Consider the following 14,594-nt stretch of genomic DNA (forward strand, 5'->3'; position numbering starts at 1 on the left):
GAGAGATCACCTTGGTAGAGTACGTAGTTTCCCTCGATAAGCTCGGCGTCCATGATGTAGAGCACGTAGGGGGCAAGAACGCATCCCTGGGCGAGATGATCAGTAACCTTGCAGGTGCCGGTGTATCGGTGCCCGGTGGCTTCGCCACGACAGCTCAGGCTTATCGTGATTTTCTCGAGCTGAGCGGCCTGAACGATCAGATCCACGCCGCCCTCGACGCCCTGGACGTCGACGATGTCAATGCCCTCGCCAAGACCGGCGCCCAGATCCGTCAATGGATCATGGAAGCCGAATTCCCTGAGAAGCTCAACGCCGAGATCCGCACCGCGTTCGCCACGCTGTCGGCCGGCAACCCTGACATGGCCGTGGCCGTGCGCTCTTCCGCTACCGCCGAAGATCTGCCGGACGCTTCCTTTGCCGGTCAGCAGGAAACCTTCCTGAACATCCGTGGTGTCGAAAACGTTATTCGCGCCGCCAAAGAGGTGTTCGCTTCACTGTTTAACGACCGCGCGATTTCCTACCGCGTCCACCAGGGCTTCGACCACAAGCTGGTAGCCCTGTCGGCTGGCGTGCAGCGCATGGTCCGCTCCGAAACCGGCACCGCCGGCGTGATGTTCACGCTCGATACCGAATCGGGCTTCCGTGACGTGGTGTTCATCACCGGCGCCTACGGCCTGGGTGAAACCGTCGTACAAGGCGCGGTGAATCCGGATGAGTTCTACGTCCACAAAGGCACGCTGGCAGCCGGTCGTCCGGCCATCCTGCGTCGCAACCTGGGCAGCAAAGCCATCAAGATGATCTACGGCGAAGTCGCCACGGCCGGTAAATCGGTGAAGACCATCGACGTCGACAAGGCTGATCGCGCACGTTTCTGCCTGAGCGACGCCGAAGTCAGCGAACTGGCCAAACAAGCGATGATCATCGAGAAGCACTACAAGTGCCCGATGGACATCGAATGGGCCAAAGACGGCGACGACGGCAAGCTCTACATCGTTCAGGCCCGTCCTGAAACCGTGAAGAGCCGCACCTCGGCCAACGTCATGGAACGCTACCTGTTGAAAGAAACCGGCACCGTGCTGGTTGAAGGTCGCGCCATCGGCCAGCGCATCGGCGCCGGCAAGGTCCGCATCATCAAGGACGTGTCCGAGATGGACAAAGTCCAGCCAGGCGACGTTCTGGTCTCCGACATGACCGACCCGGACTGGGAACCGGTCATGAAACGCGCCAGCGCCATTGTCACCAACCGTGGCGGTCGTACCTGCCACGCGGCGATCATCGCTCGCGAGCTGGGCATCCCGGCCGTGGTCGGTTGCGGCAACGCCACCCAGCTGTTGAAAGACGGCCAGGGCGTGACCGTGTCCTGCGCTGAAGGCGACACCGGTTACATCTTCGAAGGCGAACTGGGCTTCGACATCAAGAAAAACTCCGTGGACGCCATGCCTGATCTGCCGTTCAAGATCATGATGAACGTCGGCAACCCGGACCGCGCCTTCGACTTCGCACAGCTGCCGAACGCCGGTGTGGGCCTGGCCCGTCTGGAGTTCATCATCAACCGCATGATCGGTGTTCACCCGAAAGCGCTGTTGAACTACGACGGTCTGCCGCAGGACATCAAGGACAGCGTCGACAAGCGCATCGCCGGTTACGACGATCCGGTTGGCTTCTATGTCGACAAACTGGTTGAAGGCATCAGCACCCTGGCCGCTGCGTTCACTCCGAAAAAGGTCATCGTGCGTCTGTCGGACTTCAAGTCCAACGAATACGCGAACCTGATCGGCGGCAAGCTCTACGAGCCGGAAGAAGAAAACCCGATGCTGGGCTTCCGCGGTGCTTCGCGTTACATCAGCGAAGCGTTCCGTGACTGCTTCGAACTCGAGTGCCGCGCCCTCAAGCGTGTGCGCAACGAGATGGGCCTGACCAACGTTGAAATCATGGTGCCGTTCGTCCGTACATTGGGCGAAGCTAGCCAGGTGATCGATCTGTTGGCCGAAAATGGCCTGGCCCGTGGCGAGAATGGTCTGCGCATCATTATGATGTGCGAGCTGCCGTCCAACGCGATCCTGGCGGAAGAATTCCTCGAGTTCTTCGACGGTTTCTCCATTGGCTCCAACGACCTGACCCAGCTGACCCTGGGCCTGGACCGTGACTCCGGGATCATCGCGCACCTGTTCGACGAGCGTAATCCGGCGGTCAAGAAGCTGCTTGCCAACGCGATTCAGGCCTGTAACAAGGCTGGCAAGTACATCGGCATTTGCGGTCAGGGTCCTTCGGACCACCCTGATCTGGCCAAATGGCTGATGGAGCAGGGCATCGAAAGCGTTTCGTTGAACCCCGATTCCGTGCTGGAAACCTGGTTCTTCCTGGCTGAAGGTCAGGCGCAGGCTTGACCCTGTAGGAGCGAGCCTGCTCGCGATGGACTGCAGAACGCCGCGTTTTTTTCAGCATGAACGCGTTATCGTTGGCGACCATCGCGAGCAGGCTCGCTCCTACAATGATTGGCAGCGTGGTCGGTGAACGCTGCCTTTAAGATTCAAGTAGGGCGGGCTCCTCTGGAAGCCGCCCTTTTTTGTGCAAGAGCATTATGCAAAGCAGCAGCAACCTATTTCCTGTCGCCCTGATCAGCGCCGAGCGGCGCGGCGATCTGAGCGAAGACGTCTATCGTCTGAAACCCGGCAACAGCCCTGACGGCACCGTCGAACTGGCTGTGACGCGCCTGGGCATGGCGGATGGCTCAGACGCGCGTGGCGTTCCGGTTATTTTGCTTCACGGCAGTTTTTCCAATCGCCGGTTCTGGTTTTCCCCGAAGGGGCTTGGACTGGGCGCCTATCTGACGCGACTGGGATTCGATGTATGGATTCCCGAAATGCGCGGCCACGGCCTGTCCCAGCGGAATCAGAACTACCGCAAGAACCGCGTTGCCGACTATGCCCGTTACGATTTGCCGGCCATCGGTGCGTTCGTGCGCGAGCAGAGCGGCCAGATCCCGCACTGGATCGGTCACTCGCTGGGCGGGATTACCCTGGCGGCTGCATTGGGCGGTGAGTACATCGGTGAGCCGGTGGTGGCTTCCGCGGCGTTTTTCGGTACGCAAGTCAGCCGCACCTACTGGCCGTTGAAAATTCCGCCGGTGGAGTGGAGCGGGCGCTTCATTCTCAAACGTTTTGCCCAGCTGTCCGGCTCACGGCTCAAGCGCGGCCCGGAGGACGAGCCCATTGGCCTGGCCCTGGAAAGCATGCGCTGGTATGGCCTGTTCGGGCGCTTCGGCGATGCCGACAAGGATTGGTGGGCCGGATTGGCCGACGTTCAGTTGCCGGTATTGGCCGTGAGTGCCGCCGGTGACCATCAGGACCCGACCTGGGCTTGTCGCAAGCTGTTCGATCAGGTGGGTTCCGAGCATAAGCAATTCATCAGCCTGGGTCGCGAGCAGGGCTTTGGCGATAATTTCGGTCATGTGGAGATGCTCGTCAGCAAAGCCGCCCAGACTGAAGTCTGGCCGCTAGTGGCGCGCTGGTTGGCAGATCAGCAAACGCCATTGCTAGGTGAAAAACCGGATCTGGCTGCGGCGGTCTGAGCCTGATGCTCTAACAAGGGCATTTCGCTCTGTTCGGCTTGCGGCTAAGATATGACGCATTGAGCTGTTCTGGTCACTTTCGGTTACTGAGCTATCAGTGATGTTCGTGCTGTCTTCCTCTTTACAGGAGTTTCTCGATGAACCATTACCTCACGCCTGACCTGTGCGACGCCTACCCGGAGCTGGTGCAGGTGCTGGAACCGATGTTCAGCAATTTCGGCGGCCGTGATTCTTTCGGCGGCGAAATCGTGACCATCAAATGCTTCGAAGATAACTCGCTGGTGAAGGAACAAGCCGAGCTCAAGGGCAATGGCAAGGTGTTGGTGGTCGACGGTGGTGGTTCTCTGCGTCGTGCGCTGCTGGGCGACATGATCGCCGAGAAAGCCGCGAAAAACGGTTGGGAAGGGCTGGTGATCTACGGTTGCATCCGTGACGTCGACGTCATTGCGCAAACCGATCTAGGTGTTCAGGCGCTGGCCAGCCACCCGATGAAAACCGACAAACGCGGCATCGGCGATCTCAACGTCGCCGTAACCTTTGCTGGCGTGACCTTTCATCCAGGCCATTACATCTATGCGGACAACAACGGCGTGATCATCTCGCCAAGTCCGCTTGCGATGCCTGAATAAAGCGCTACACCAACAAAGGGGTGAGGATGTTCGAGGAAGAAAACGCGCAGTGGGGGCTGGTGCATGCCCTGGTGCTGGACGGTAAAGGCGGTGCGCGTTCGATAGCCCGGACTGAACTTGATGACTTGCAGCTGCAGGCTCATGAAAGCCTGTGGCTGCACTGGGATCGCAGTCACCCGCAAACCCGTACCTGGTTGCGAAAATCCAGCGGTCTGAGCGAATTCAGCTGTGATCTGTTGCTTGAAGAAAACACCCGACCGCGTCTTCTACAGCTTTCGGACAGCGAACTGCTGCTATTTTTGCGTGGGGTCAACCTGAACCCGGGCGCCGAGCCGGAAGACATGGTCTCGGTACGGATTTTTGGGTCAGCCCAGCGGGTTATTTCTCTGCGTTTGCGTCCGTTGCGCGCCACTGATGAGTTGCTGGTGCAGCTCGCCGAAGGCAAAGGACCGAAAACGGCGTCAGAACTCATCCTTTATATGGCGCAATACCTCACCAACAAGGTTCAGGATCTGGTCAGTTGCCTCTCGGAAGTGGTCGATGAGGAAGAAGAAAAGCTGGATGCCGACGAACGGTACACACCCGAGCACGGCGCCATTTTGCAGATCCGTCGCAGGGCCGCTGCACTGAAACGTTTTCTTGCGCCGCAGCGGGAAATATTCGGACAGCTGACACGGATAAAACTGCCTTGGTTCGTCGAAGACGACGGTGATTACTGGAACGAATTGAACAACAGCCTGACCCGCTATCTCGAGGAGCTGGAATTGACCCGGGAGCGGGTGGGGTTGGTCCTTGAGGCGGAAGATAGACGTTTGAGCGTGCGAATGAACCGCACGATGTACCGCTTCGGGATCATCACCGGGATCTTTTTGCCGATGAGTTTTCTGACGGGTCTTTTAGGTATCAATGTCGGTGGGATTCCGTTCTCTGCAAGCCCCTATGGCTTCCTGGTCGCGTGTCTGATGATGGTCTCGGTGGCGCTGGGGCAGTGGTGGTTATTCCGACGTTTGCGCTGGGTCTGAGGATGAGCCATGTGACCCGAGCAAATTTGACCGCGTCTTTCACAGACATCACGAGAGGTGCGTATGCACGATCCGTTTGAACAGTCTTTGCGTGACATGCTCAAGGCATCACCGTCCACCCGGGACGACGATGCGTGCCTTGGGCGTGTACTGAAAACCGCCAACCGCCAGGTCGGCGCCGGTGACCTGTTCAGCCTGCTGGGCCGCTGGCTGCCCGCGCTGATGATCGCCTTGAATAACGGATCGGCCCATGTCGCTCCGGTTTCCCGCCACCGTAAACCTACCGTTCGCACTGCTGATAAGGCTGATTGAATATGGAACTTGATCTCTGGACTCAGAGCCTCGTCACTGCAATGACTGCGTTATGGACCAAGGTTGCAAATTTCATCCCGAACCTGTTCGGCGCACTGGTTGTGTTGCTGTTGGGTTTCGTCGTTGCGAAACTTTTGGATACTTTGTTGTCCAAGTTGCTCGCCAAGCTGGGGCTCGATCGCCTGATGGGCGGCACCGGACTGACCAAATTGCTGTCCCGGGCCGGCCTTCAAGTGCCGATCTCTACCTTGATCGGCAAGATTGTCTATTGGTTCGTTCTGCTGATTTTTCTGGTTTCTGCCGCAGAATCCCTTGGACTTGAGCGGGTTTCGGCTACGCTTGATATGCTTGCGCTGTATGTGCCGAAAGTATTCGGCGCCGCGCTGGTGTTGCTGGTGGGTGTATTGCTCGCACAGTTGGCCAATGGGCTGGTGCGGGGTGCGGCAGAGGGTGTAGGGCTGGACTACGCTGCGGGCCTGGGGAGAATTGCCCAGGGCCTGGTGATTATCATCAGTATTTCGGTCGCAATCAGCCAGTTGGAGGTCAAGACTGACCTGCTCAACCACGTGATTGTGATCGTATTGATTACCGTTGGTCTGGCGGTTGCGCTGGCCATGGGGCTGGGAAGCCGGGAAATTGCCGGTCAGATTCTTGCGGGAATCTATGTGCGTGAGTTGTATCAGGTTGGGCAACAAGTGCGTGTTGGCGAGGTCGAAGGTCAGATCGAAGAGATCGGCACGGTTAAAACCACATTGCTGACCGATGAGGGTGAGCTAGTCTCTCTCTCCAATCGGATCCTCCTGGAACAGCATGTGAGTAGCCGCTAACCCGGCAAATCCTGCTAATGTATGCCGCCGCAAAATGCCCTGAAAAGGGTTGCGGCGGACATTGACCTGACTGTCGGCCCGACTTGTTTTGAATAAAGCTCAATCGCTGTCCACGCGCTACGACCCCCGCGAGCTCTCTGATGAGGAGTTGGTCGCGCGCTCGCATACCGAGCTGTTTCACGTAACTCGCGCCTATGAAGAACTGATGCGACGTTACCAGCGAACATTATTTAACGTCTGTGCGCGGTATCTTGGGAACGATCGTGACGCAGACGATGTCTGTCAGGAAGTGATGTTGAAGGTGCTGTATGGCCTGAAGAACTTCGAGGGCAAATCGAAGTTCAAGACATGGCTCTATAGCATCACGTACAACGAGTGCATCACGCAGTATCGGAAAGAACGGCGAAAGCGTCGCTTGATGGATGCTTTGAGTCTGGACCCCCTCGAGGAAGCGTCTGAAGAGAAGGCGCCGAAACCTGAGGACAAGGGTGGACTCGATCGCTGGTTAGTGTATGTGAACCCGATTGACCGTGAAATTCTGGTGCTACGATTTGTCGCAGAGCTGGAATTTCAAGAGATCGCGGATATCATGCACATGGGTTTGAGTGCGACAAAAATGCGTTACAAACGTGCTCTAGATAAATTGCGTGAGAAATTTGCAGGCATTGCTGAAACTTAGTTCGGCGCAAATATCTCTTACGTGTAGGCAAGTTCTGATAGACTTGCCGCCGAGTTGTCCCCCGGTTTGCGGGACTGCTTCACAATCACCAGATGGGGATTTAACGGATGAAACTGAAAAACACCTTGGGCTTGGCCATTGGTTCTTTGATTGCCGCCACTTCGTTCGGCGCTCTGGCACAAGGCCAAGGCGCAGTTGAAATCGAAGGCTTCGCGAAGAAAGAACAATTCGACAGCGCTCGTAACTTCAAGAACAACGGCAACCTGTTCGGTGGTTCGGTTGGTTACTTCCTGACCGACGACGTTGAACTGCGTCTGGGCTACGACGAAGTGCACAACGCGCGTTCCGACGACGGTCGTAACATCAAGGGCGCTAACACCGCTCTGGACGCTCTGTACCACTTCAACAACCCAGGCGACATGCTCCGTCCATACGTTTCTGCCGGTTTCTCGGACCAGAGCATTGGCCAGAACGGCGGTGGCGGTCGTAACCGTTCCACTTTCGCCAACGTTGGCGGCGGTGCCAAGCTGTACTTCACCGAGAACTTCTACGCCCGTGCTGGCGTTGAAGCTCAATACAACATCGACCAGGGCGACACCGAGTGGGCTCCAAGCGTCGGTATCGGTGTGAACTTCGGTGGCGGCTCCAAGCCTGCTGCTGCTCCAGTTCAAGCACCAGCTGAAGTCTGCTCCGACAGCGACAACGATGGCGTTTGCGACAACGTTGACAAGTGCCCGGACACCCCAGCCAACGTAACTGTTGACGCTGATGGCTGCCCAGCAGTTGCTGAAGTTGTTCGTGTTGAGCTGGACGTGAAATTCGACTTCGACAAGTCGGTAGTCAAGCCTAACAGCTACGGCGACATCAAAAACCTCGCTGACTTCATGAAGCAGTACCCATCCACCAGCACTACTGTTGAAGGTCACACTGACTCCGTCGGTCCTGACGCTTACAACCAGAAACTGTCCGAGCGTCGTGCAAACGCCGTTAAGCAAGTTCTGACCAACCAGTACGGTGTTGAATCGTCCCGCGTTCAGTCTGTTGGCTACGGCGAATCCCGCCCAGTTGCTGACAACAAAACTGAAGCTGGTCGCGCTGTAAACCGTCGCGTAGAAGCGCAGGTTGAAGCTAAAGCTAAGTAATTAGCCCACAGCTCTGAAAAGCCCGGCTTAGGCCGGGCTTTTCTTTGTCTGCGATTTGATGAGGCAGGGTTGAAGCGGGGGAGAGTCAGGCTGACTGGTTGACTGCATTCGCGGGAAAATCAGATACCGACAGGGGTACTTCTGCACAGGCCGCGACCGCGCCGATGACCAGGATTGCTGGGCTTTTCAACTCAAAGGCGTAGGCATCTTCTTCCATCGCTGTCAGATCGCTCCGACATTCCCGCTGGTGTGGCAGGGAAGCGTTTTCAATCATTGCCACCGGTGTATCCGCCGCCATTCCTCCGGCGAGCAGCTGCTCACGAATCTCGCTCAGTTTTGCGACACCCATATACACCACCAGCGTCGTGCCACCTTGGGCCAGGGCCTGCCAGTTCAGGCTGCTGCCATCCTGAGTGTGGGCGGTGACCAGCGTCACGCCGCGCGCAACACCCCGCAGGGTCAACGGAATATCGCATTGCGTCGCGCCGGCAAGCCCGGCAGTGATACCGTTGACCAGTTCCACCTCGACCCCATGTTCACGCAGCCACTGCGCCTCTTCGCCGCCCCGGCCAAAAATGCAGGGGTCGCCACCCTTGAGCCGCACCACGCATTTACCGTGGCGGGAATAGCGCAGCATCAGGCGATGAATGAATGCCTGAGGTGTGGAGCGACAGCCGCCGCGCTTGCCCACGGGAATGATCCGCGCCTGCGGGCAATGCTCCAGCACCGCATCGTTGACCAGGTCATCGATCAGCACCACATCCGCTTCGCTCAACGCCCGCACGGCCTTGAGGGTCAACAATTCCGGATCGCCAGGACCCGCACCCACCAGCCAGACTTTTGCGCTCATAGTGTTTTTCCTCACGAGGTAACGGCGACCGGCTGCGCAGTGGCGGCCAGCAAACGTTTGATTTCCGGGACGCAGGAGCCGCATTGCGTGCCGCAGCCCAATTCTTGTTTCAAACCCTGCAGGTCCAGACCGCGGTTAATTCCGGCGCAGACCGCGCTTTGGCTGACGTTTTTGCAGTTGCACAGGGTTTTATTACCGGCGGTCGGTGTATTGGCGTTGCCCGGTGGGGCGCTCAGCGGTGCCAGCAGCCAGCGCCGCAGCTGTTCGTCGGCGCGACCTTCCAGCCACAGGCTTTGCAGCCAGTGTTGGGCAAGGGTTTCACCGGCCAGGCGAATCGCGGTGATCCGGCCATGTTCGATCCGAACCCGTTTGCCGATGGAGCGCCGTGGGTCGTCGTAGGCCAAAACCGGGCCATCGTTGAGCCCCAGGCATTGATCGATATCGCGCAGCAATTGCGGGTCAGGCGCGACGGCGCTGGCAGCGCGTATCAACAACGCGGGGCGTTCGCGGCCGGCCAAGCTGAGGCTGACGTAGGAAAACGCCTCGCAGAGCGGTCGTAGCGTCTCAAAATGCTGTTGAATATCGCCCTCGATCAGGGCGAATAGCTGCCATGGGAGATTTACAGGTTCGAGGCGCACGCCGCTGTGTTTGAGTTCGGGCTGTTTCGACAAAGGGTCGAAAGCTGGTTGGGTCAACGCATTTACGCCACCCTTGAGGAAGCGGTCACCCCAATGCATGGGTAGAAAGGCCTGACCGGGTCGCACGCTGTCGTCACCGCCGACGGCGACAATCACTGCGCCACGGCGACTTTTCAGGCTGACCAGGTCTCCCGATTGCAGCCGATGCCGGCGCAGTTCATCCGGGTGCAAACTCAACACGGCTTCGCTGACGTGACCGAACAATTGCGCGGCGGTGCCGGTGCGGCTCATGCCGTGCCATTGATCCCGCAGGCGGCCGGTGATCAGGGTCAGCGGGAAGCGCGCGTCGCGTTGTTCCTTGGCCGCGCGATACGGGTCGGCCACGAATTGCGCACGTCCACTGGCCGTCGGGAAAATTCCGTCCAGGTACAACCGGGGCGTGCCTTCGCTGGCGCCAGTGGGGAAGGGCCATTGCTGCGGGCCGAGGTGGTCGATCAGTGCATGACTGATGCCGGACAAGTCCAGATCACGCCCGCGGGTCAATTGCTTGTACTCGTCGAAGACCTGCGCCGGGTTTTCAAAGGCAAACAGGCTGGTTTGCTCGGGACGCAGATATTTTTCCAGGCGCTGTGCGAAATCCATGGTGATCGCCCAGTCAGGGCGTGCTTCACCGGGTGCGACGATGGCTCGGCGAACGTGGGAAATGCGCCGTTCAGAGTTGGTCACTGAGCCGTCCTTTTCGCCCCAACTGGCGGCGGGCAGCAACAGGTCGGCAAACGCAGCGGTTTCGGTGGTGCGAAAGGCCTCCTGCAACACCACGAACGGGCAGGCTTGCAGTGCAGCGCGCACGGCGGTTTGGTCCGGCATTGATTGCGCAGGGTTGGTGCAGGCGATCCACAGTGCCTTGATCTTGCCGCTGCGCACCTGCTCAAACAACTCGATAGCGGTCAGCCCGGTGTTTGCAGGCAGTTGATCCACGCCCCAATACGCCGCCACTTCCGCGCGATGTTCGGCATTGGCAGCCTCGCGATGGCCTGGCAGCAGGTTCGACAAGCTGCCGGTTTCGCGGCCACCCATGGCATTTGGCTGACCGGTCAGGGAGAAAGGTCCTGCACCTGGGCGGCCGATTTGCCCGGTGGCCAGGTGCAGGTTGATCAGTGCGCTGTTTTTCGCGCTGCCAGCGGTGGACTGGTTCAAGCCCATGCACCACAGCGACAGGAAGCTCGGTGAAGTGCCAACCCATTCGGCGCATTGCTGCAGTTGCTCGACGCTGATCCCGCAGAGTTGCGAAACCATCTGCGGCGTGTAATCGCGCACCAGGTTTTTCAGTTCGGCCAAGCCTTCGGTGTGGGCCTTGATGAAGTCGCGGTCGACCCAGTCTTCCCACAGCAGCAGGTGCAAAATCCCATGGAACAAGGCGACATCGGTGCCTGGCAGAATCGCCAGGTGCAGGTCAGCCAGATCGCAGGTGTCGGTACGACGCGGGTCGATGACGATGACTTTCATCTGCGGCCGCCGGGATTTCGCTTCCTCCAGGCGACGGAAAAGTATCGGGTGGGCGTAGGCCATGTTGCTGCCAACGATCATCACGCAGTCGCTCAACTCCAGGTCTTCGTAGCTGCACGGCGGTGCGTCGGCGCCCAGGCTGCGCTTGTAGCCGACCACAGCCGAAGACATGCACAGGCGCGAATTGCTGTCGATGTTGTTGGTGCCCACCAGCGCTCGCGCCAGTTTGTTGAAGGCGTAGTAATCCTCGGTCAGCAATTGCCCGGAAATGTAGAACGCCACGCTGTCCGGGCCGTGTTCGGCAATGGTCTTGGCAAAAACGCTGGCGGCGTGATCGAGGGCGGTATCCCAGTCAGTGCGGCTGCGGGCCAGACCTTTGCCCAGGCGCAGCTCTGGATACAAGGCCCGGGCTGCGAAGTCGCCGGTCAGGTGCAAGGTAGAGCCTTTGCTGCACAGTTTGCCGAAGTTGGCCGGGTGGGCCGGATCGCCGCTGACGCCGAGAATGCGCTCGCCGTCATGCTCGATCAGCACGCCGCAGCCGACCCCGCAATAGCAGCAGGTGGAAGCGGTGATCTGGTTCATCAGCTTGCTTCCCGCAGGGCCAGCAACACCCGGCCATTCTCGACCCGTGCTGAATGGTGGTGAGCGCAACCGATGTCCGGGGCTTGGGCTTCGCCGGTCTCAAGGTCGATCTGCCAGTTATGCAGCGGGCAGGCGACCCGTTTGCCATAGATCAAACCTTGGGACAGTGGCCCGCCCTTGTGCGGGCAGCGGTCGTCGAGTGCGAAAACCTCATCGTCGCTGGTGCGAAAAATCGCGATATCACCCTTCGGGCCGGCGATGATCCGCGAGCCCAGGGCATTGATTTCTTCCAGTGCGCAGATATCCAGCCAGTTCATGCCGACACCTCCAGGTTCTTCACTGCGATGACGTCGAATTCTTTCTTCAGCAGCGGTTGTTCCAGGCGTTCCTTCCATGGGTCCTGTTCGAACGACAGGGAGAATTGCAAGCGATCGTTGAGCGCCTTGCGCCGCTCCGGGTCTTCCAGCACGGCTTTCTTGATGTGTTCCATGCCGACACGTTGCAGGTAGTGCACGGTGCGTTCGAGGTAGAAAGCTTCTTCGCGATAGAGCTGCAGGAACGCGCCGTTGTATTCGCGCACTTCCTCGGCGGTCTTGAGCTTGACGAAGAATTCCGCGACTTCGGTCTTGATCCCGCCGTTGCCGCCGATGTACATCTCCCAGCCCGAATCCACGCCGATAATTCCGACGTCCTTGATGCCCGCTTCCGAACAGTTGCGTGGGCACCCGGAGACGGCCAGTTTCACTTTGTGTGGCGACCACATGTTGAACAGGTCGTGCTCAAGCTCGATGCCCAGTTGCGTGGAGTTCTGGGTGCCGAAGCGGCAGAACTCGCTGCCGACGCAGGTCTTCACGGTGCGGATGGATTTGCCGTAGGCGTGGCCGGACGGCATGTCGAGGTCCTTCCAGACGCCCGGCAGGTCCTGCTTCTTGATCCCCAGCAAATCGATACGCTGGCCGCCGGTGACCTTGACCATTGGCACGTTGTATTTGTCGGCCACGTCGGCAATGCGGCGCAGCTCCGAAGGATTGGTCACACCGCCCCACATCCGTGGGACTACAGAGTAAGTGCCGTCCTTCTGAATATTGGCGTGGGCGCGTTCGTTGATCAGGCGCGATTGCGGGTCGTCCTTGGCTTCGCCCGGCCAGGTGGAAATCAGGTAGTAGTTGAGCGCCGGGCGGCATGTGGCGCAGCCGTTCGGCGTGCGCCAGTTCAAATAGTTCATGGTGCCGGCGATGGTCAGCAGATGCTGCTCGCGGATGGCTTGGCGGATTTGCCCGTGATTCAAGTCGCTGCAACCGCAAATGGCTTTTTCGCTTTTCGGTTTGACGTCTGCTGCGCCGCCCACGGTGTTGATCAGGATCTGTTCCACCAACCCGGCGCAGGAGCCGCAGGAGCTGGCAGCCTTGGTGTGTTTCTTGACGTCGTCGACGCTGAACAACCCGTGTTCCTGAATCGCTTTGACGATGGTGCCTTTGCACACACCGTTGCAGCCGCAGACCTCGGCGGTGTCGGCCATGCTCATGGCTTTATCCTGGCCTTGATGTCCTACATCGCCCAAGGCGTTTTCACCGAACATCAGGTGATCGCGGATCTCGTCGATGGCGTGGTTCTCACGGATCTGCCGGAAATACCAACCACCGTCTGCCGTATCGCCGTACAGACAGGCCCCGACCAGCACGTCATCCTTGATCACCAGTTTTTTGTAGACCCCGCCGATAGGGTCGGAGAGTGTGATGGTTTCGGTGCCTTCGCCGCCCATGAAGTCGCCGGCGGAGAACAGGTCGATGCCCGTCACTTTCAATTTGGTCGACGTCACCGAGCCCTTGTAGGTGGCGAAGCCCAGTTGGGCGAGGTGGTTGGCGCAGACCTTGGCCTGTTCGAACAGCGGCGCCACCAGGCCGTAAGCGATACCGCGGTGGTTGGCGCATTCGCCGATGGCGTAGATTCGTGGGTCGTAGGTTTGCAGGGTGTCGTTGACCAGAATCCCGCGGTTGCAGGGAATGCCGGATTTTTCCGCGAGTTCGATGTTGGGGCGAATACCGGCGGCCATCACCACCAGATCGGCGGGGATGATGTCGCCATTCTTGAACTCAACCGAGCCGACCCGGCCATTGCCGGCATCGTGCAGGGCCTTGGTTTGCTCGCAAAGGCGAAAGTGCAGGCCGCGGGCTTCCAGGGCCGTTTGCAGCAACTGGCCGCTGGTTTTATCCAGTTGCCGTTCCAGCAGCCATTCACCGATGTGCACCACGGTGACGTGCATGCCGCGCAGCATCAGGCCGTTGGCGGCTTCCAGGCCGAGCAGGCCGCCACCGATCACAACGGCGTGTTTGTGGGTTTTCGCGGTGTCGATCATTGCCTGGGTGTCGGCGATGTCGCGGTAGCCGATCACGCCGTCCAAGGTGTTGCCGGGGATCGGCAGGATGAACGGAGTCGAGCCGGTGGCGATCAGCAGACGATCGTATTCAGCCTCGCTGCCGTCTTCGGCGATGACCCGGCGTTTGACCCGGTCGATCTCCACCACTTTGCGGTTGAGCAGCAACTTGATGTTGTTGTCCAGGTACCAGTCCAGATCGTTCAGCACGATCTCTTCGAAGGTCTGTTCACCGGCCAGCACGGGCGAGAGCAGGATGCGGTTGTAGTTGGTATGGGGTTCGGCGCCGAAGACCGTGATGTCGTACAGCTCATTGCTCAGCTTGAGCAGTTCTTCCAGGGTGCGAACCCCGGCCATGCCGTTGCCGATCATCACCAGTTTTAATTTTTTCATCAGGTTCTCCGGGGAGCTCGGACCCGCCTCATCAGGGCTTTCAGGTCTTGCTCGACAAAATTTTGCGCA

At 59.0% G+C, this 14,594-nt stretch carries 12 protein-coding genes; 8 read left to right on the top strand and 4 right to left on the bottom strand.

What is annotated here, in order from left to right; genetic code table 11:
- Positions 1-11 precede the first annotated feature (11 nt).
- From ppsA to VD17_RS06315, 8 genes are all read left to right on the top strand, one after another.
- Positions 12-2,387, top strand: coding sequence for a phosphoenolpyruvate synthase (gene ppsA / locus VD17_RS06280; RefSeq protein ID WP_046047903.1), 2,376 nt, complete (start codon positions 12-14; stop codon positions 2,385-2,387).
- 194 nt (positions 2,388-2,581) lie between these two features.
- Positions 2,582-3,571: an alpha/beta fold hydrolase gene (locus tag VD17_RS06285; RefSeq protein WP_046053151.1), complete on the top strand. Its 990-nt coding sequence runs from the start codon at positions 2,582-2,584 to the stop codon at positions 3,569-3,571.
- 137 nt (positions 3,572-3,708) lie between these two features.
- Positions 3,709-4,200 (top strand): ribonuclease E activity regulator RraA, encoded by a 492-nt coding sequence (gene rraA, locus VD17_RS06290; RefSeq protein WP_046053152.1) that lies wholly within the window; start codon positions 3,709-3,711, stop codon positions 4,198-4,200.
- A gap of 26 nt (positions 4,201-4,226) precedes the next feature.
- On the top strand, positions 4,227-5,222 hold the full coding sequence (locus VD17_RS06295; protein ID WP_046053153.1) for a zinc transporter ZntB: 996 nt from the start codon (positions 4,227-4,229) through the stop codon (positions 5,220-5,222).
- A gap of 63 nt (positions 5,223-5,285) precedes the next feature.
- Positions 5,286-5,534: a hypothetical protein gene (locus VD17_RS06300; RefSeq protein ID WP_008146303.1), complete on the top strand. Its 249-nt coding sequence runs from the start codon at positions 5,286-5,288 to the stop codon at positions 5,532-5,534.
- A gap of 2 nt (positions 5,535-5,536) precedes the next feature.
- Positions 5,537-6,361 (top strand): mechanosensitive ion channel family protein, encoded by an 825-nt coding sequence (locus tag VD17_RS06305; RefSeq protein ID WP_046053154.1) that lies wholly within the window; start codon positions 5,537-5,539, stop codon positions 6,359-6,361.
- 88 nt (positions 6,362-6,449) lie between these two features.
- The gene (gene sigX / locus VD17_RS06310) at positions 6,450-7,040 is read left to right on the top strand and encodes an RNA polymerase sigma factor SigX (RefSeq protein WP_008146300.1); all 591 of its coding nucleotides are present in this window, start codon (positions 6,450-6,452) and stop codon (positions 7,038-7,040) included.
- A gap of 107 nt (positions 7,041-7,147) precedes the next feature.
- Positions 7,148-8,182: an OmpA family protein gene (locus VD17_RS06315; protein WP_046053155.1), complete on the top strand. Its 1,035-nt coding sequence runs from the start codon at positions 7,148-7,150 to the stop codon at positions 8,180-8,182.
- Positions 8,183-8,267: 85 nt separating this feature from the next.
- On the opposite strand, the gene cobA is transcribed toward VD17_RS06315, so the two are convergent.
- From cobA to nirB, 4 genes are read right to left on the bottom strand one after another with little or no spacing between them, the layout of a single operon-like run.
- A complete protein-coding gene (gene cobA, locus VD17_RS06320; RefSeq protein WP_046053156.1) occupies positions 8,268-9,032 on the bottom strand; it encodes a uroporphyrinogen-III C-methyltransferase in 765 nt (254 codons plus the stop codon).
- A gap of 11 nt (positions 9,033-9,043) precedes the next feature.
- Positions 9,044-11,758, bottom strand: a complete 2,715-nt coding sequence (locus tag VD17_RS06325) for a nitrate reductase (RefSeq protein WP_046053157.1) — start codon at positions 11,756-11,758, stop codon at positions 9,044-9,046.
- On the bottom strand, positions 11,758-12,075 hold the full coding sequence (nirD, locus tag VD17_RS06330) for a nitrite reductase small subunit NirD (RefSeq protein ID WP_008146292.1): 318 nt from the start codon (positions 12,073-12,075) through the stop codon (positions 11,758-11,760). The genes VD17_RS06325 and nirD overlap by 1 nt, the downstream gene beginning before the upstream one ends.
- A complete protein-coding gene (gene nirB / locus VD17_RS06335) occupies positions 12,072-14,525 on the bottom strand; it encodes a nitrite reductase large subunit NirB (protein ID WP_046053158.1) in 2,454 nt (817 codons plus the stop codon). The genes nirD and nirB overlap by 4 nt, the downstream gene beginning before the upstream one ends.
- Positions 14,526-14,594: the final 69 nt, after the last annotated feature.

This window comes from Pseudomonas fluorescens, from assembly GCF_000968015.1.
Taxonomy (GTDB): domain Bacteria; phylum Pseudomonadota; class Gammaproteobacteria; order Pseudomonadales; family Pseudomonadaceae; genus Aquipseudomonas; species Aquipseudomonas fluorescens_W.

Bases quoted from the DNA above. Each gene is read 5' to 3' on its own strand.
- VD17_RS06300 (WP_008146303.1), top strand. From the start codon at position 5,286: ATGCACGATCCGTTTGAACAGTCTTTGCGTGACATGCTCAAGGCATCA.
- VD17_RS06315 (WP_046053155.1), top strand. From the start codon at position 7,148: ATGAAACTGAAAAACACCTTGGGCTTGGCCATTGGTTCTTTGATTGCC.
- nirB (WP_046053158.1), bottom strand. From the start codon at position 14,525: ATGAAAAAATTAAAACTGGTGATGATCGGCAACGGCATGGCCGGGGTT.
- VD17_RS06285 (WP_046053151.1), top strand. From the start codon at position 2,582: ATGCAAAGCAGCAGCAACCTATTTCCTGTCGCCCTGATCAGCGCCGAG.
- VD17_RS06325 (WP_046053157.1), bottom strand. From the start codon at position 11,758: ATGAACCAGATCACCGCTTCCACCTGCTGCTATTGCGGGGTCGGCTGC.
- VD17_RS06305 (WP_046053154.1), top strand. From the start codon at position 5,537: ATGGAACTTGATCTCTGGACTCAGAGCCTCGTCACTGCAATGACTGCG.
- cobA (WP_046053156.1), bottom strand. From the start codon at position 9,032: ATGAGCGCAAAAGTCTGGCTGGTGGGTGCGGGTCCTGGCGATCCGGAA.
- rraA (WP_046053152.1), top strand. From the start codon at position 3,709: ATGAACCATTACCTCACGCCTGACCTGTGCGACGCCTACCCGGAGCTG.
- VD17_RS06295 (WP_046053153.1), top strand. From the start codon at position 4,227: ATGTTCGAGGAAGAAAACGCGCAGTGGGGGCTGGTGCATGCCCTGGTG.
- nirD (WP_008146292.1), bottom strand. From the start codon at position 12,075: ATGAACTGGCTGGATATCTGCGCACTGGAAGAAATCAATGCCCTGGGC.